At 67.1% G+C, this 17,117-nt stretch carries 16 protein-coding genes; 8 read left to right on the plus strand and 8 right to left on the minus strand.

The genetic code is table 11. From position 1 onward, the window contains the following. Position 1 precedes the first annotated feature (1 nt). Entirely contained in the window at positions 2-589 is a 588-nt protein-coding gene (locus tag AQZ59_RS02645) for a hypothetical protein (protein ID WP_062612908.1), read from the minus strand. 467 nt (positions 590-1,056) lie between these two features. Between AQZ59_RS02645 and dnaB the strand changes: the two genes are divergently transcribed. Together dnaB and AQZ59_RS02655 are read left to right on the plus strand one after the other, a co-directional pair. Continuing rightward, positions 1,057-2,391 carry a replicative DNA helicase gene (dnaB, locus tag AQZ59_RS02650; protein ID WP_062612909.1) on the plus strand — a complete coding sequence of 445 codons (1,335 nt, stop codon included), beginning with the start codon at positions 1,057-1,059 and terminating at the stop codon, positions 2,389-2,391. 71 nt (positions 2,392-2,462) lie between these two features. Continuing rightward, positions 2,463-3,752, plus strand: coding sequence for an MFS transporter (locus AQZ59_RS02655; RefSeq protein WP_062612911.1), 1,290 nt, complete (start codon positions 2,463-2,465; stop codon positions 3,750-3,752). 239 nt (positions 3,753-3,991) lie between these two features. Here the strand turns inward: AQZ59_RS02655 and AQZ59_RS02660 are convergent, their stop codons facing one another. From AQZ59_RS02660 to ilvA, 7 genes are all read right to left on the minus strand, one after another. After that, on the minus strand, positions 3,992-4,657 hold the full coding sequence (locus tag AQZ59_RS02660) for an HD domain-containing protein (protein ID WP_062612913.1): 666 nt from the start codon (positions 4,655-4,657) through the stop codon (positions 3,992-3,994). 1 nt (position 4,658) lies between these two features. Beyond that, positions 4,659-5,603 (minus strand): bifunctional hydroxymethylpyrimidine kinase/phosphomethylpyrimidine kinase, encoded by a 945-nt coding sequence (gene thiD, locus AQZ59_RS02665; protein ID WP_082661103.1) that lies wholly within the window; start codon positions 5,601-5,603, stop codon positions 4,659-4,661. Between the two features lie 80 nt (positions 5,604-5,683). Continuing rightward, positions 5,684-6,490 carry an aldo/keto reductase gene (locus AQZ59_RS02670; protein ID WP_062612915.1) on the minus strand — a complete coding sequence of 269 codons (807 nt, stop codon included), beginning with the start codon at positions 6,488-6,490 and terminating at the stop codon, positions 5,684-5,686. Between the two features lie 253 nt (positions 6,491-6,743). Further along, a complete protein-coding gene (locus tag AQZ59_RS02675; protein ID WP_236698645.1) occupies positions 6,744-8,174 on the minus strand; it encodes an alpha/beta fold hydrolase in 1,431 nt (476 codons plus the stop codon). Beyond that, a complete protein-coding gene (locus AQZ59_RS02680; RefSeq protein ID WP_062612917.1) occupies positions 8,171-8,746 on the minus strand; it encodes a 1-acyl-sn-glycerol-3-phosphate acyltransferase in 576 nt (191 codons plus the stop codon). The genes AQZ59_RS02675 and AQZ59_RS02680 overlap by 4 nt, the downstream gene beginning before the upstream one ends. Before the next feature lie 85 nt (positions 8,747-8,831). Continuing rightward, positions 8,832-9,608, minus strand: coding sequence for a DsbA family protein (locus tag AQZ59_RS02685; RefSeq protein ID WP_062612919.1), 777 nt, complete (start codon positions 9,606-9,608; stop codon positions 8,832-8,834). Between the two features lie 38 nt (positions 9,609-9,646). Beyond that, positions 9,647-10,894: a threonine ammonia-lyase IlvA gene (gene ilvA / locus AQZ59_RS02690; RefSeq protein ID WP_062612921.1), complete on the minus strand. Its 1,248-nt coding sequence runs from the start codon at positions 10,892-10,894 to the stop codon at positions 9,647-9,649. A 116-nt stretch (positions 10,895-11,010) separates the two neighbouring features. On the opposite strand from ilvA, the gene AQZ59_RS02695 reads away from it, so the two are divergent. The 6 genes from AQZ59_RS02695 to tgt all read left to right on the plus strand — a co-directional run bounded on the left by AQZ59_RS02695 (position 11,011) and on the right by tgt (position 17,027). Continuing rightward, positions 11,011-12,420 carry a hypothetical protein gene (locus AQZ59_RS02695; protein WP_062612922.1) on the plus strand — a complete coding sequence of 470 codons (1,410 nt, stop codon included), beginning with the start codon at positions 11,011-11,013 and terminating at the stop codon, positions 12,418-12,420. Between the two features lie 118 nt (positions 12,421-12,538). Continuing rightward, positions 12,539-13,306 carry a CYTH domain-containing protein gene (locus tag AQZ59_RS02700; RefSeq protein WP_062612924.1) on the plus strand — a complete coding sequence of 256 codons (768 nt, stop codon included), beginning with the start codon at positions 12,539-12,541 and terminating at the stop codon, positions 13,304-13,306. Between the two features lie 124 nt (positions 13,307-13,430). Beyond that, complete coding sequence (locus tag AQZ59_RS02705) at positions 13,431-13,979, plus strand: DUF4825 domain-containing protein (protein WP_062612926.1); 549 nt, start codon at positions 13,431-13,433, stop codon at positions 13,977-13,979. Positions 13,980-14,094: 115 nt separating this feature from the next. Beyond that, a complete protein-coding gene (locus tag AQZ59_RS02710; RefSeq protein WP_062612927.1) occupies positions 14,095-14,913 on the plus strand; it encodes a DUF4261 domain-containing protein in 819 nt (272 codons plus the stop codon). Positions 14,914-15,057: 144 nt separating this feature from the next. Next, on the plus strand, positions 15,058-15,795 hold the full coding sequence (locus tag AQZ59_RS02715) for a queuosine precursor transporter (RefSeq protein ID WP_082661104.1): 738 nt from the start codon (positions 15,058-15,060) through the stop codon (positions 15,793-15,795). A 2-nt stretch (positions 15,796-15,797) separates the two neighbouring features. Further along, positions 15,798-17,027 (plus strand): tRNA guanosine(34) transglycosylase Tgt, encoded by a 1,230-nt coding sequence (tgt, locus tag AQZ59_RS02720; RefSeq protein ID WP_062612929.1) that lies wholly within the window; start codon positions 15,798-15,800, stop codon positions 17,025-17,027. Positions 17,028-17,117 lie beyond the last annotated feature (90 nt).

A 17,117-nucleotide genomic window follows, 5' to 3' on the forward strand; every position in this document is an offset into this window, starting at 1 on the left:
CCTAGCGGCCAGGATTCTGCTGGGGGGCCTCCGTCACGACGACGACCTGCGCGTTTGCCTGCGGATCACCGCCGATCCAGGCGTTGTACTCGCCCTTGGTCAGCTCCACGCCGTCGAGCGCGAAGCCCGAGCTGGCCGGGAACGAATTGTTCGTCACCGAGGTGAGGCGGCTATTGGAGAAGTTCTGCATCGTGCGCGACATGCGGCCAAAGAAAGAGGTATCCCGTGAGACCGTGACGCCCCGGAGGCGGCCCACCGTCATCGTGCTTGCCTGCGAAATCCCCGGGCCCTGCTGGGGTGGCATGCGGACGGGGGCCTGACGCTGCTGGACCGGCTGGGCGTTCATGGTGCGGGTGGGCTGGCGCGGCGGGGCGTCCTGGCGCGGGGCCTCCGTGAAGGAGCGGGGTGCCCGCTTGGCCATCTCGCGGGCCCGGCGCCTGTCGCGCTTCTGGCGGCGCTTATTGGCCTTCGCGTAGTCGCCCGCTAGGAAGGGCGATTCGAGGCTCTCCGCGCGGTGCGGGAGCGAGAAGCCCTTCGTTGAGGAAACCCACGCCGAACCGGTCGTGTTGTCGGAATAGAAACTCACCATGATTCCTCCCTGCCTACACCATAAGAATACCGCAGGGCCCGCCGGCGCGGCCCGCCAACGCTTGCTCGCGGGCCCGATGACACGCCGGCGTGTTCTTCAAGTAGCGTGTCGCGGCCTAAGGTGAAAACTTGTCAACATCCCGGTTGCTTATCCACTGGTGTGGATAGTGCTGTTGAAGAAATATCGCCAAAACCGCACCACCTTTCCACAAATCTCGGCGCATGTGTGTAACGCTGTGGACAACCTGCGGTCGTTATCCCTCTAACATCCACAGAGGCCCCGCGAGTGTCCACCGTATTTCTTCAACAAGCCACAGACAAAGCCGCAGCCTGTGGAAAACTGACGGCTCGGTCGTCGTCGACGATTTGACAACATGGCCCGCGCAGGAAGCCGCACCCGAGTTTCCCGGGGGTTACACGCGAGCCGGCCGCGGCAGGTAAGGTCTAACCGAGAGTGAAGGAGGGGCCGTGAGCGAGAATGTGTTTGAGCGCGTGCCGCCGCAGGACATGGAGGCGGAGCGCTCGGTGCTGGGCGGCATGATGATCAACAAGGACGCGATCGCCGACGTCATCGAGATCTTGCAAGGCGCCGACTTCTACCGTCCCGCACACACCATTATTTACGACGCCGTCCTCGACCTGTTCTCCAAGGGCGAGCCGGCCGACGCCATCACCGTGGCCGCGGAGATTGCCCGGCGTGGCGAGCTGGAGCGCGTGGGCGGGCGCACCTACATCTTCGACCTCGTCAACGGCGTGCCCACCGCCGCGAACACCTCCTATTACGCGCGGATCGTCCACGAGCAGGCCCAGCTGCGCTCCCTCATCGAGGTGGGCACCCGCATCACCCAGCTGGGGTACACGACGGACGGCGCCGACGTCGTCGAACTGGTGAACATGGCTCAGTCTGAGGTCTTCCAGATGACCGAGTCGCGCACGAAGTCCGACTACACGCCCTTCCGCGAGATCGTGCCCGGGCTGATCGAGGAGCTGGAGATCAACGCGAGCCGGGACGGGAAGGTCTCGGGGCTCGCCACCGGATTCCACGAGCTCGACGGCGTGCTCAACGGCCTGCGGCCCGGGCAGATGGTGATCGTGGCTGCGCGTCCCGGCATGGGGAAAACCACCATCGCTATGGACTTTTGCCGGCACATCGCCTTCCGTGAGAACAAGCCGGTGGCCTTCTTCTCCCTGGAAATGGGGCGCACGGAGCTGGCCATGCGCGTGCTTGCGGCGGAGGGGGAGATCCCGCTGTCGGCCCTAATCTCCGGTGACATCCGTCAAAACCAGTGGGAGCGCATCTCCACCACGCTGGCCCGGATCGCCGAGGGCCCGCTCTACGTGGACGACTCGCCCAACCTCACGATGATGGAAATCCGCGCGAAGGCCCGGCGGATGCGCCAGCAGCACGGGATCGAAATGGTGGTCATCGACTACCTCCAGCTCCTCACCTCAGGCGGGCGCACCCCCGAATCGCGCCAGCAAGAGGTCTCGGAATTCTCCCGGTCGATCAAGCTGCTCGCCAAGGAGCTCGACGTGCCGATCATCGCAATCGCCCAGCTCAACCGAAACCCCGAACAGCGCAACGACAAGACCCCGCAGGTGTCCGACCTGCGCGAATCTGGCTCGCTCGAGCAGGACGCCGACGTCGTCCTTCTCATCAACCGCCCCCAAGCCGAGGACGGCTCCATGAACCCGCCGCCCGCCGAGGTGATCGTGGGCAAGAACCGCTCCGGCCCCACTGCGAAGATCGAGCTGGCTTTCCAGGGCAACTACACGCGCTTTGCCAACTTCGGCGGAGAGTAAAGTAGCACGTGACCTGGCCGATAGACAACATCCTGGGGGTTGACTAGCCTGATTCTTTAAGGAGATGGTGCATGTCGCGCACGTTTGAGTCGTTTGAGGTCAGGAACTACAGGTACTTTTTCGCCGGGGCGTTGGTGTCGAATATCGGCACGTGGATCTTCCGGGTCGCCCAAGATTGGCTGGTGCTGACCGACCTCACCGAAGGTTCCTCCGCCGCGCTCGGCATCGTCACCGCGCTGCAGTTCCTCGCGATCCCGTTCCTTGCCCCCTACGCGGGCGGGATCGTGGACCGGATGGACAAGCGTAAGGTCCTCATGGTCACCCAGGGGCTGCTGTGGCTTAACGCCGTGGCGATGTGGCTGGTGGTGTACACCGGCGCGGTGCAACTGTGGCACATCTACGCGCTGGCGTTCACGCAGGGCCTGGTGGTCGCGTTCGACAACCCCGCCCGCCAAGCCTTCGTCCCCGAAATCGTCTCGCAGGACCGGCTGGCGAACGCCGTGGGCCTGAATTCGACGTCGTTCAACGCGGCGCGCCTCATCGGCCCGGGCATGGCCGGCTTCATGATCGCGGCCTTTAACGACGACGTCGCCCCGGCACTCCTCATCAACGCCCTGTCGTTTGTGGGCATGTTCGGTGCGCTGCTCGCGATGAAGACCTCCGAGCTACACCCCTCGCCGCGTGCCGAGAAGAAGGGGGCCACGCGCGGCGGTTTCAGGTACGTGAAGTCGAAGCCGGACATCGTGGTGCTGCTGGTCATCGTCTTCATGCTGGGCACGTTCGGCATGAACTTCCAGATCTTTAACGCCACGATGGCCACCGAGGCGTTCGGCAAGGGATCGGGCGAGTACGGCCTGCTCGGCACGATCATGGCGATCGGCACGCTGGCGGGCGCGCTCATGGCGGCGCGGCGCAAGCGGCCGCGCCTGCGCACCATCCTCCTGTCGCTCATGGCGTTCTCACTGGCCACGATCGGGCTGGCCTTCACGCCGAACTACCTGGCCTACTCGGTGCTGCTCGTGCCCGCAGGGTTCTTCGCCCTAACCGTTATGACCAGCGCGAACGCCGCGGTCCAGCTCAGTTCCGACCCGCTGTACCGCGGGCGTGTCATGGCGATCTACATGGCGATCTTCCTGGGCGGCACCCCGCTGGGCGCGCCGATCATCGGCTGGCTCGGGGATGTGTTTGGGCCGCGGTCCACGCTGCTGCTGGGCGGCGGGGTCAACCTCCTGACCGTGCTCGGGATCCTGGCCTACTTCAGCACGAAGGGCATGCGGCTGCGCCTGCACTTCACTAACTACCTGCCGCGCATCCACGCCGAGTGGACCGTGCAGGCCAACGAGAAGATGGTGGGGATGTAGGGTGGCGGCGCGGCCGGCCCGGCCCGGGGCCAGGGTGCGCCCGGGAGAGGGCCACAACCAGCCCTCCGGCCACGCCCCCCCCCACAGATGCTGCACTACTCGGCAAGATGCGGCACTAATTTCCCGTTATTTTGTGCCGCATCTTGCGGTTTAGTATCCCGTTTGCGCAGAGCGAGGGCTGGGGTCGGAGCAGGGGTGCGCCCGCCGGCCCGCCCGCCGGCCCGCCCGCCGGCGGCGGCTCAGCTGAGTTCCGCGCCCAGGCGCTGGAAGAACTCCCACTGGTAGTCCAGGTTCGCTATCCACAGCTCATGGGCCGGCGTCGTGGCGCACTCGTAGTCGTACTGGGCGCGCAGGGACTCGAGGTAGGAGTCGATGAAGGCGAGCTGCTCGGGCGTCGACTTGGCCATGAAGTCCACGTACCGCAGCGTGTCGGCGATCCGGTACGCGCTGAAACGGTCCACGTTGTCGCAGTCCCCGATCGAGCGCGCCACCAGCCCCGGCTCGCGGTCAAAAACGAGATAGGCCCGGCCCCGCGCGTCGGCGTCGGTGCCCTCCCCGTCCTCGCGCGGGTTGAACCGGCCGTCAACGTGCATCGCGATGCCCTGCGCGATCTCCTCGGCCGCCGCCCCGCCAAAGCCGAGGCCATCGAAGTACTCTTTCACGACGAGCGCGCCCGCCCGGCCGTGATCGACCGGAACGGCGGCGTCGTACTTGCCGACGTCGTGAAGCAGGCACCCGAGCTCGAGCGCGTCGGCGTCCAGGCCGGCCTCGAGCCCGACCCGGCGGCCGATGCGGGCCACGCGAAGGCAGTGCTCGTAGCGGTAGCGGCGCGAGCCCTCGGATGCGGGCGCGGCCGCCAGGTGCTCGTAGAGGAACACCCGGGCGGCCGCGAAATCCGGATACATATTACTTGTCGCAGCTGCCGGCGCCGTTACCGCAGCCACCCTCGCCGCAGTTGGCGCAGTCGCCGTCGCCGCTACAGCCTTCGCCCTCGTCGGGCGTGGCGTCCGAGTAGTCCATCTGGGCGGCGTAGGTGTAGTCGGCGTCCTGCTTGGGTTCGAACGCGCCCTGCCACACTGTGGAGAACGGGGTGTTGGCCCGCACCTGCGCGTCGATGCCCTGCGTGACCAGGTCCTTCGCCACGCGCACGGCCTTGTGGATATCCGAGCCCTTGGCCAGCTCCGCGGTGATCGCGGCGGCGAACGTGCAGCCCGCGCCCGACACGCGTGAGTTGCCGATCTTCGGCACCGAGTACGCGAGCGCCTGCTCGCCGTCCCACAGCACATCCACGGCCTCGTCGCCCGGGAAGTCCATCCCGCCCTTGACCACCACGTACTTCGGGCCCAGCTCCGAGATCCGCATCGCGGCCTCGGCCAGGTCTTCCAGGGTCTCGAGCTTGTCCATGCCGGCCAGAGTGCAGGCCTCGAAGTAGTTCGGGGTGGCCACGGTGGCCAGCGGCAGGATCTTCTCCCGCAGCGCGTTATCGGTGTCGAGCGCCATGCCCGGCTCCTGACCCTTGCAGATGAGCACCGGGTCCACCACGATATTCTTCCACTCCTGGCTCTTCAGGCCTTCGGCGACGGCGTCGATCGTGGGCACCGTGCCCAGCATACCGATCTTGACCGTATCCAGGTTGGCGTGCGACATCGCCGCGCGCATCTGGTCGCTGATCACGCCGGACTCGACGGGCACGAACTTATGGTTCCAGCCATCCGCCGGGTCGAAGGAAACGATACAGGTGAGTGTACCCAGGCCGTAACAGCCGAGCTCATGGAACGTCTTGAGATCCACCTGGAATCCCGCTCCGCCCGTGGCTTCAGAACCTGCAATCGTGTACGCGTACGTGACCATGAATAACCTTTCAACGTTGGCCGAAATTGGCGCGGCCGGCGGAGACGATTTTAGTCCCCGCCGGCCGCAAAGACGAATGTTTACATGCGGTCGAACACGTCCGGGTGCTTGCCGGTGCGCCCGGGCTCGCCCCTGTCGAGCACGTCGATCCGCGCGATCTGATCCTCGGTGAGCGTGACGTCTTGCGAGGCGAAGTTTTCCTTCTGGCGATCTGCGTGCGTGGACTTCGGGATCGCGATGTGGCCCTTGGCCAGGTGCCAGGCGAGCACCGCCTGCGCCGGGGTGGCCCCCACCTCGGCCGCGACCTCCCCGATCACCGGATCGTCCAGCACGCCGCCGCGCCCGAGCGGCGACCACGCCTCCACCGCGATCCCGCGCTCGGCACAGTAGGCCGCCAGCTCGGCGTTCGTAAAGTAGGGGTGCAGCTCGATCTGGTTGACCGCCGGCAGGATCGACGTGCCCGACGCCAGCTTCTCCAGGTGGTGGATCTCAAAGTTCGACACGCCAATCGCGCGCGCCTGGCCCGACTCCACAAACTCCTCCATCACGCGGTACGTGGTGATGAAGTCCCCGCCGTAGAACATCGGCATCGGCCAATGAATAAGGAAGAGGTCCACGTAGTCGGTCTGCAAGTCCGCCAGCGACTGGGCGAAGGTCCGCCGCACGTCGTCGGGCCGGTGGTTGGGGGTGTTGAGCTTCGTGGTGACGAAGATATCCTCACGGGGGATGCCCGTTGCCGCGAGCGCCCGGCCCACCCCGAGCTCGTTGCGATACATCTGCGCGGTGTCAATGTGGCGGTAGCCCACCTCGAGCGCGGAGGCCACGGCCGCCGGCGCTGCGTCGTTGTCGATCTTGTAGGTGCCAAAGCCAAGCTGTGGAATATTCATGTTTTCATCCTAGCCCGCGGTGCGAAGGTGTGCCTGGGCGGGCCGGAGGGCGCACGGATGCGCCCGGCACGGGCGGGCCAGCGCGGGCCTCCGGCGTGGCTAACTTGTGAAAATATGCCCGGATTGGGCAGTTTTCGCGACGAAACGGCTCTAAATCCTGATCTCCCCACAACCCCGCCACGGCGCCGACCCGAGCCAAAACTAAAACCGCAGGTCAGAGAGTTGCTCTCCTGCCGATGGCAAAAGGTGCCCGCTAGCCGAGCGCCTCGAGCAGCGGCCCGACCACCGCCGCGCCATGCGTGCGAAGCGCGTCGTGGTGCCAGTCCTCGGAGATGAGCACTTTGATCCCGGCGATCTCGGCAGCGGTCTCCAGGCAGATCTCCACGGGTACGAACATGTCCGGCCGGTACACCCACGCCGCCACCGGCACGGTGTTGCGGGCGAGCGCGGCGCGGTCGTGCAGGTTGGGCAAGTCCTCGCGGCCGGCCAGGATGCTCACCGTCTCGGCCATCGGAGCCAGCGCCGGATCCTCCTCCCCCTGCCAGGGGAACACGTGCTCACCCGTGAAGCGGAAGCCGTGCCCCTCGGCGCGAAGGGCGGCTTCGGCGCTCGCGGTTGCCTCCGGCTGGCGGAACTGCGCAAACTCCCCGCGCACCCGATCCGCCGCCCACCTCGGCGCCACCCCGCGCTGCTGGTAGATCGACTCATGCAGCGCCCAGTACAACGGCGTTGCCCCGTAGCTCAGCGCCGCTCCCACGGCAGTCAGGAATCGCGAGCTCAGCCGCTTTCCAACGACGCCGTCGTCCCCACCCGCGCCCGGCACCTCGACGAACGGGTCCTCCAGCATGTAGTGCAGGGCTTCGAGCCCGTAGCTGTGCCCGAGCTCGAGGCCGAGCATCCGGAACCGTCGGGCGGTCAGCGGCTCGCCGGTGGGCAGGAGTTCGGGGGTACCGGCCGTGGCGGCGTCGGCAAGATGCGTGACGATCCGCCAGCATGTCTCCTCATCTTCGGGGTAGCGCGCGAAGAACTCGGCGTTGCGGGCCGCGGTGCGGGCGAAGGTGAGGCGGTAGACGTCGTCGGGGTGGCGCCACGTGGAGGGCAGGCCGGCGGTGATGAACGCCCGGCTCAGCCCGCGCGGGGCCTGGGATAGGTAGGTGGTGATGCAGAACCCGCCAAACGACTGGCCCATCGCCGCCCACGGCTCATCGCCCTGCAGGGCGTGGCGCAGGGCCTCGGCGTCGGCGACGATCGAATCCTGCCGGAAGCACGCCAGGTAGTCGGCCTGCTGGTCGGGGGTGCCGACGCCGGCCAACACGGCGGCGTCGATCGCGGCGGACTGGCCGGTGCCGCGCTCGTCGAGCATGACCAGGCGGTAGTCCTCAAGCACGCGGGCTACCCAGCCAGATTCGGTGGTCTGGCGGGTGCCGGCCGACCCCGGGCCGCCTTGGAAGAAAACTAGGCGCGGCTTGTCCTCGCAGCCCGCGCGCACGAACTCGCGGGCGAAGACCTGGATCGTGGCATCCGGGCGCGGCGGACGGTAGCCCAGGCCCGGGTGGGCCAACGGCACCTCAAGGCGGTGCTCAATGAGCGTGGTGGGGTGCTCCCACGGGACCTCGTAGCTCACCTGCCGGTGTTGCGCCGACGTCGTACATGCGGGCGCGCCCGTAACCTCGGCCTGCGTCACTGCTCGTCCTCCGAACGCAGGCGTGGCGCGGTGCCCTGGGCGGGCTTAAACCCGGCGGCGTCGGCGTAAAACTCGCGGATGACGTCCATGTCGGCCGCGACGTCGCCCGTCAGCTCGATCGTCTTGCCCCAGCCGTACACGTGCCGGGTGGAGTCAATGAAGCCGAGCGTGACCGGCAGGCCGGCCCCGCGAGCGATGTGGTAGAAGCCGGACTTCCAGTAGTCGCGCTTCTTGCGCGTGCCCTCGGGGGCGATGATGAGCGAAAAGCGATCCTCGCCCTCAAGCTGCTCGATGATGCCTGCCACCATCCCGTTCGGGTGGCTGCGATCCACGCCAATCCCGCCCAGGGCGCGCACGATCGGCGCGAGCGGCCCGCGCATCACCGAGTCCTTCACCAAAAACTTAAACGGCACGCCCTTATCCCACAGGGCCATGAGCATGAACCAGAAATCCCAGTTCGACGTGTGGTAGGCGCCGATCACGATCGACTTCTTCGGCAGTGGCGCCTCCTCCGCGAACGTCCATTTCGACAGGCGCTGGTATGTCTTAGAAAAAAGTCGTTTGAAACTCATAGTTCTCCTTGCGATGTGGGCGGCGGGGTGGGCGGGGCCGCGGCGAGCGTTGTGGGACGACGCGCGGCGGGCGACGTCGTCGGCCCTAGGCCTTGGGGCGGGCGAGCTCGGTGGCGATCACCTGGTCCATCGTCTCGATGGGGATGAACCCGGGGACGTAGCTGTAGCCGACGATGAACGCCGGCGTGCCGGAGATGCCGAGCGAGGTGGCCGTGGTGCGGACATCCTCGATGGCGGCGACGGTCTCGGGCGCGGTCATGTCGGCGCGGAACTTCTCCAGGTCTGCCACCCCGATCGCTTTGGCGACGGCGGCGATCCCGTCCTCGCTGGCCTCCACCGCGTCGCCGGCCACGTGGTGGTCGTAGACGTAGGAGTGGTACTCGAGGAACTTGCCCTGGTTCGCGGCGGCCACCGCGCCCTGTGCCAGCAGGGTCGACTCGTCGCCCAAAATCGCCAAGTTGTGGTACTCCACGCGCACCGTACCGTCATCAATGTAGTGCTGCATCTTCGGTTCGGTCTCCGTGGCCGCCTTCGCGCAGTAACCGCAACGGAAGTCGAAGTAGACCTGCATGACGATGTCCGCATCCAGGTCCCCCACCGCCATCGGATCGTCCGGGTCGAGGCGCCACAGGCCCTCCACCAGCTCCTTAAGCTCCGCACTCGGCGCGGCTGGCTCGGTCGCCTCGGCGCTGGGGCTGGCGCCGTCGGGCGTCGTGGCCTCGGACGTGGCGGACGCGGACGGTGTCGTCGGCTCAGGCTCGGCCTCCGAGGAACGATTGAGCACCAGCATGACGACGAGCGCCACCACCACCGTGGCAAGCAACACCACGGTCATGATGAGGTTACGGACGGTCTTGTTCATGCATTTCTCCTGCGGCGGTCGGAATTATCGGTTTGAGGTTAGAGGACGTAGCCGAAGAGCGGCGAGTTGGGCTCGAGCTTCTCGATCTCGAGGTCGGAGGCATCCATGCGGGCGCGCAGGTCGTCGATCTTGGTGCGGTCCTCGATCTCGATGCCCACCAGCGCCGGGCCCGTCTCGCGGTTGTTCTTCTTCGTGTACTCGAACAAGATGATGTCCTCGCCCTCGGAGAGCACGTCGTCGAGGAACGTGCGTAGCGCGCCCGGGCGCTGCGGGAAGGTGACGAGGAAGTAGTGGCGCAGGCCCTCGTGGATCATGGAGCGCTCTACGATGTCGTCGTAGCGCATCACATCATTGTTGCCGCCGGAGATGATGCAGGCGACGGGGCCGTCGGGCAGGTCGGTGAGGTAGTCGCCGAGCGCGGCCGGAGCGAGCGCACCCGACGGCTCAGCGATGATGCCCTCCACCTGGTACAGCTCCAGCATCTCCGTGCAAATCGCGCCCTCGGGCACGATCACGATCTCATCGCACAGGTCAGCCACGATCTGGTAGGTGAGGTTGCCGGCACGGGCAACGGCCGTGCCGTCGGCGAAATTATCCACGGTCTCCAGGGTCTGCGGGGCGCCCGCCTTGAGGGCCGCCGCCATCGACGCCGCCCCCGCCGGCTCCACGCCCACCACCTTCACCTCCGGGTGGAACTGCTTCACCCACGCCAGCGTGCCGGACAGGAGGCCTCCGCCGCCCACCGGCACTACCACAGTTGCCGGCGGAGTAGGGGCCTGCTCGAAGATCTCCTTCACCACCGTGCCCTGGCCGGCGATCGTCCGCGGGTCGTCGAAAGGGTGGACGTAGACGGCGTCGTTCTCCTTGGCAAACGCGATCGCGGCCTCGGAACACTCATCGAAAGACGTACCCACCGTGCGCAACGTGACCCACTCCCCACCAATCGCCGCGATGCGGTTGCGCTTTTGGCGCGGCGTGGTGGACGGGATGAAGATCGTGCCGTGAATGTGCTTCTTGTTGCACGCGAACGCCACGCCCTGCGCGTGATTACCCGCCGACGCACACACCACCCCATTCGGCGCCTCGGCCGGGCCCAGGCCGGCAAGGAAGTTGTAGGCACCGCGCACCTTATACGAGCGCCCCACTTGGATATCCTCGCGCTTGAGCAGCACCTGGCGGCCCACCTTGGCAGACAGGCGCACGGATTCCTCAAGCGGGGTGGTCCGCACTGTCGAGCCCAGGGTCTGCGCCGCGACCACCACGTCCGTACCGGTCACATTCGTCATATCCCCATCTTTCCGCGTGAGCAACTCGAAACCAAATTGTTGCCACTATTCGGCGGGGAAATTGCGGGGCCGGTATTGTGGAGGGATAAAGCCGGGGTTGCGATGGAGGTGGCGGGATGCGGAAGCGGGCAGTTGCGCTGGTGCTCGCCGGGTGTGCTGTGCTTACCGCGTGCACCGACGTCACCAAGCCAGCTTCCCCGACGGCGACGCCGTCCGCCCCCGACTCGGCGGGCGTGCCGGGGGCGGGCGAGCCGAGCGCCGAGCCCACGCCCGAACCCGTACGTAACCCCTATGAGGGCGGCGCCGAACGGGACTGGTCGGTGGAGCTTCCGGGCCAGCCGACGGCCGTGGTGTACGACAGGCAGTCGGGCACGTTGATCGCCGCGCTCGCGGAGGCGCGGGGCACGCAGCTGCACGCCTTCAGTGTGTCGAGTTCCGGGCGCACGCTCCCCATCTGGACCTACGACATCCCTGACGCCACCGACATCCTCGCGATGGACGCCTCGAGCGGGTCGGTGTTCGTGTCGGTGGGGGATGCGGGGGCTGGTTCTGGGGACGCTGGTTCTGGGGGTGCCGGGGCCGCGGAGGCGAATGCCGGGGGTGCGGACGCGGGCCGGGCGACGGCGTCGTCGGGAAAAATGACGGACGCCGTGCCGAGCGATTTTATTGTGCTGGGGGCGAGGTCAGGCGCGGAGGAGCTGAGGTGGACGCGGGCGCATGTGCTGGACACGGAGGTGCCGTGGCTGGTCGGCGCGTATGACGCGGGCGCGGGGATCGTGCGGCTCGGGCGCGACTCGGTGCTCGCCGCGGTGATCGACTCCGGTGGGCGCGTGATCGAAGACGAGCGGCTGTTCACGGCGGATGCGCAGGTGAGGCTCGGGATCGACATCGTGGATACCGGGATTCCGGGCACCGCCGGCACCACGTTCGTGACCTACCCCGGGCTGAGCAAGGTCAGCGGGGACAAGTGCTGGTCCGTCACCGACGGAATCGTGTGCGTGGGCGCGGGCCAGGTGGTGGAGTACGACGCGCGCGCAAACCTCCGGCGCGAAACGCCGCTGCGGGCCGGGAGCGCCGGGGAGGTCTACGAGGTCGCGGGCATGGATCCCGACGTCACTGCGCGCGAGCTGGCCGAGGCGCTCGCGGAGCGGGCTGATGCGGCGGGCGTGGATTCGGCCGGCGAAGGCGCCGGGGGTTCTGGTTCGGGTGCGTCCGGTGGTGCTGGCACCGGCGAGTCCGACTCCGCCGATTCCGATGTGCCCGAGGCCGACAAGCCCGCTGCCAATGCGCGGGATCGTGCCACGGTGGCCGTGCTCGCGGACGGGCGCTGGCTCACCGACATCCCCGCGGGCGCCGAGCCCTTCGCGCGCGGCGCCCCGTTTGCCCAGGCCGGGAATGCGATCGTCAACCTGGTCACGGGTGAGGCACTGGTGGAGGATGCGCTCGTGGGCGAAGGCCACAGCGCCGACATGTTCTTCGAGTGGGACGGCTCCGCCCTGCATTATTTGCGCCCGCTCGGCCGCTGATTAGCCCCGGCGGCTGGACTGCCGGGCTCCGGGAACTGGGTGCGTGGGCCCGGTTGGCTCCCAGGCGTAGCCTCTGCACAGGGCCCGGGGGCCAGCCGGGGCGGGGTATGCTTTCGTCATGGAAGACTTTCCCTTCGAATTCGAACGCAAGTTCCTGGTGCGCCGGCTACCCGAGGGTGTGGTCGAGCACGGTGCGCCGAAGGTGATCATTCAGGCCTACGTGTTCGCCGAGGCCGGCTACGCGATCCGCGTCCGCCTCGCGTTCCGTGGGGTGGACCTCGACGCCGATCTGGGCACCCCCGCCTTCGACCCGGCCGTCGACGAACTCGGCGCCTACGAACGCCGACTCCTCGCCGAGCTCGTGGCCAGGTCATCCGCGCCCGCCACCAGCACTTCCACCCCCTCGGCCGGCACTTCCGCCGACGCCGGCGGCCCGGCACCCGGCATCCCCGTGGCCCCAATAAGCCCAACAACCCCAAGCCCCCATCCCACGCCCCCGCCGGTAGCGACCATCGCAGTGAAGTCCCCGTCGGTGGCGGGCGAGCGCTACGAGATGGAGACCGAGCTCGACCCGGAGGTGGCCGTGCAGATCATCCAGCGCTCGGGCCGGATTGTGGCCAAGACCCGCCATTCGCTGTGGGTGGGCGAGGACGGCTGGGAGTTCGACGTTTTCTCTGGCCAGAACGCCGGCCTGGTGGTAGCGGAGATTGAGCGCCTGAGCCCGGTGGTGGACCTGGCGATCCCGGACTTCTGCGTCACGGAAGTGACCACGGACCCGCGTTTCACCAACGATTCCCTCGCGAAGGAACCGTGGCAGCACTGGGATGCGCTCTACATGAACGAGCTCGCCCAGCGCGGCCCCTTCTTCCTTGACCTGCGCGGGTAGCAACGGGGGGGTGATGGCGACGCCCGGCGCCGACGTCGTCGTCATCCCGTAGCCGGCGCACCCGGAGCGCCGCTTCACCCTGCGGGCTTATGCGGGCGGGGTGGGAGTCGAGAATAATGGGGGCATGACAAGTTCTTCGTCGCGCAAGAGCCTGGTGGTGCAGGTGCTGATCTCCATCGGGTTGGCATTGATTGTCATCATTGGCTTCACGTACATTCGCTTGACGGAATCGAAAGCGAACTTGGCGCAGGTGCAGTCGTTGGAGCAGCAGTCGTCGTTTGTGACGCACGACATCAATGCGCTCGAAACCCGCCGCTCACCCTACGTGGGCGACAACTCGAACACCGTGCAGGCCCTGTATGCGCTGCCGCTCGGCGCGCGCATTGACAGGGTGGAGATCCATGGCACAGACGTGCTGGTCATGCTCGGCGAAGGCGACACCGGCAACGAACGCGAAAACGTGCTGTATTCCGCGGTGGCGTTCATGGCCGCGATCGACAACGCCACTTCCCTCACGTACGTCACCCTCGACGGCAGTTACTACGTGGAGCGTTCCGCCATCGAGGAGCGCTTCGGCACCCCGCTATCCGACCTGCTCGATTCCGCCGAGACCTGGCAGGGCGCGCGGGGGCTGGTCCCGTTGGAGGCGGGCTCGCTGGTCGCGGATAGTTAGCGCTCACGACGCCGTTCGCGCACTTCACGCTTGACGGCGCCCGCCCCGTGCCACGCAGCCCGGCCCATGTTGCCTCACCCGCGGCGTACCGCGGTCCACCCGGTAGACTCGTCCCATGCACGAGCTTGGAATTTCCTCGATTCACCCCTCCGCCCCCGCGATGTTTTCGGCGGCGGCGATCATGCGCGCGCCGATCGACCTCGAAGCCGCCGTCGAGCGTTTTGCCGCCCTGTGGGGCGAGCCGGTCATGCCCGAGTGGGACGTGGTGGACGAGCACGCCGGCGACTCCGGCCGCGTCCTCCACTTCGAGCTCGACGGCGTCCACGTGCTCCTCACCCCCGTGCCCCACGGTTTGGTGTTGGAGCGCGGGCAGCTGCCGCTTCATCGGTTCCACGTGGCGGCATCGTTTTTCGTTCCCGACGACGGCGCCCCCGACCCAGCCCCCGGCGAGCCGGACCCGGAGGCGGCCCTGGCCAGGGAGTTGCGGCGCCGGCACAAGATGGTCAAGGCGCACATCGTCTTTACCGAAGTGATGGACGGGCTCATGCGTGAGCCGGCGGCGATCGGCGTGTACCGCGACGAGCTGGGGGTGCTGATGCCGCCGTCGATGGTGACGAGCCTGGCCGAGATGCTGACGAAGGGACAGGCGCCCCTGCCTCTGTGGGTGAACGTGCGGGTGCACTCCCACGATCTCACCTTTGGGCGCACGCTCGGCCTGACCAACTTCGGGCACTTGGACGTGCAGGTGCGGGAGTCAACCCGCTCGGAGGAGGACGTGTACAACCTGCTGATGAACGTGGCCAATTATGTGGTCACGGGCGACACCTTCCTCCTCCCCAGCCAGACCCTCGGGTACACGGACGGGGAGCAGATCGTGATCTCGCAGGAAGTGTCGCAGGCCGATGGGGCCACGGTCATTCGGCTCGACTTCTAGCCGGATTCGGCCGCGGCGGGTGCTACCATATTCCCGGACGTGCGAGCGATCGGCGTCCCACCCGCCCGCAACCCGCGGCCGAGGTGCGCTTGGGTAGTGGCAGTGCCCGGCGTCGACGCGCATTCGCGCCCACGAAAGGACACCATGACTGCCCCCGAGCCAACCACGCCCGCGCCCGCTCTCTCCGACGGCGCAACCCCCGCCAACGACGCCGCGGCCCAGCCCGCCGCCACCACCACCGCCTACGCCGCGATCCGGCGCGGCTTGTATGACTACTTCGCGGTTTTCTTCGTTGCCTTCCTGTTGCTGTCGAACATCGGCGCGACGAAGCTGGTGGAGATCGGCCCCCTCACGTTTGACGGCGGCGCGATCCTCTTCCCGCTGACCTACATCATCGGCGACGTCCTGTCCGAGGTCTACGGTTTTAAGGCCGCCCGGCGCGTGATCTTCATGGGATTTGTGGTCTCGTTCCTGGCCTCGCTCACGTTCTGGGCGGTCATCCAGCTGCCCGCCCACCCGGATTACACGAGCCAGGCCGCCTTCGAGGAGGTCCTGGGCGTGGTGTGGCGCTTCGTCTTCGCTTCCCTCGCCGGTTATCTGGCCGGTCAGCTACTGAACGCGAAGGTCCTCACCGCGATCAAAGACCGTTGGGGAGAAAAGCACATGTGGGCGCGCCTCATCGGCTCCACCCTGGTGGGCGAGGCGGCGGACACGGTCATTTTCTGCGTGATCGCGTGGGTCGGCGTCGTGGGCTGGGCGACAATCGCGAACCTCGCCGTCGTCGGCTTCCTGTACAAGGTGTCGGTCGAAGTGGTGTTCCTGCCGATCACTTACGCTGTCATTAACCTGGTCAAGAAGCACGAACCGAACTACGGAAAGTAAGCATGTTTACCCTTGAATCCCGCCTGGACGGCACGCTCGCGCGCACGGGCACCATCCACACCCCGCACGGCGACATCCACACCCCCGCCTTCATCCCCGTGGGCACGAAGGCGACGGTCAAGTCCACCCTGCCAGAGTCCGTCAAGGACCTCGGCGCGCAGGCCGTGCTCTCCAACGCCTATCACCTCTACTTGCAGCCCGGTTCGGACGTGGTAGACGACGCGGGCGGACTCGGCGCGTTCATGAACTGGCCCGGCCCCACTTACACCGACTCGGGCGGCTTCCAGGTGATGAGCCTAGGGTCGGGGTTCAAGAAGGTGCTCTCGGACGAGTTCTCGGGCAAGACCGTCGCCGACGACGCCGTGGCGCCCGGCAAGGAGCGCCTCGCCAATGTCGATGACGACGGCGTGTGGTTCCGCTCGCACCTCAACGGCGATAGGCACCGCTTCACGCCGGAGATCTCGATGCGGATCCAGCACGAGCTGGGCGCGGACATCATCTTCGCCTTCGACGAGCTGACCACGCTCATGAACTCGCGGCCTTACCAGGAGGAGGCGCTGGAGCGGACGCGGCTGTGGGCGCAGCGGTGCCTGGCCGAGCACAAGCGGCTGACCGAAGAGCGGGAGGGCAAGCCCTACCAGCAGCTGTTCGGCGTGATCCAGGGCGCCCAGTACGAGGATCTGCGGCGCAAGGCCGCCCGCGACCTGGGCTCGATGGAGGTGGACGGACAGCGCTTCGACGGCTTCGGGATCGGGGGCGCGCTGGAGAAGGAGAACCTGTCCACGATCACGGCGTGGGTGAGCGAGGAGCTGCCCGAGGACCGGGCGCGGCACATGCTTGGCATCTCCGAGCCGGATGACTTCTTCGCCTGCGTCGAATCCGGGGCGGACACCTTCGACTGTGTCAACCCCTCGCGGGTGGCCCGCAACGCCGCGATTTACTCGCCCACCGGTCGCTTCAACATCACGCGCGCGGAGTTCAAGCGGGACTTCACCCCGCTGGTGGAGGGCTGCACCTGCTACACGTGCCGCAACTACACGCGGGCCTACATCCACCACCTGTTCAAGGCCAAGGAGATGCTCTCGGCCACCCTGTGCACGATCCACAACGAGCACTTCACGGTTAACCTGGTCGACCAGATCCGGGCCTCCATCGCGGCCGGCACGTACTGGGAGTATAAGGAAGAGACGCTCGGCCGGTTTTATGGGAGCGCGGGGCCGATGGCCAAGTAGCGCCCGGCTCGGGGACTCGGGGACTCGGGGGCTCGGGTCTTGCGCCCCGCCCGTCAATTCTCAGGACTCTGGGGCCAAAAAGGCCGATTT

This window comes from Trueperella bernardiae (assembly GCF_001469025.1).
GTDB lineage: Bacteria > Actinomycetota > Actinomycetes > Actinomycetales > Actinomycetaceae > Trueperella > Trueperella bernardiae.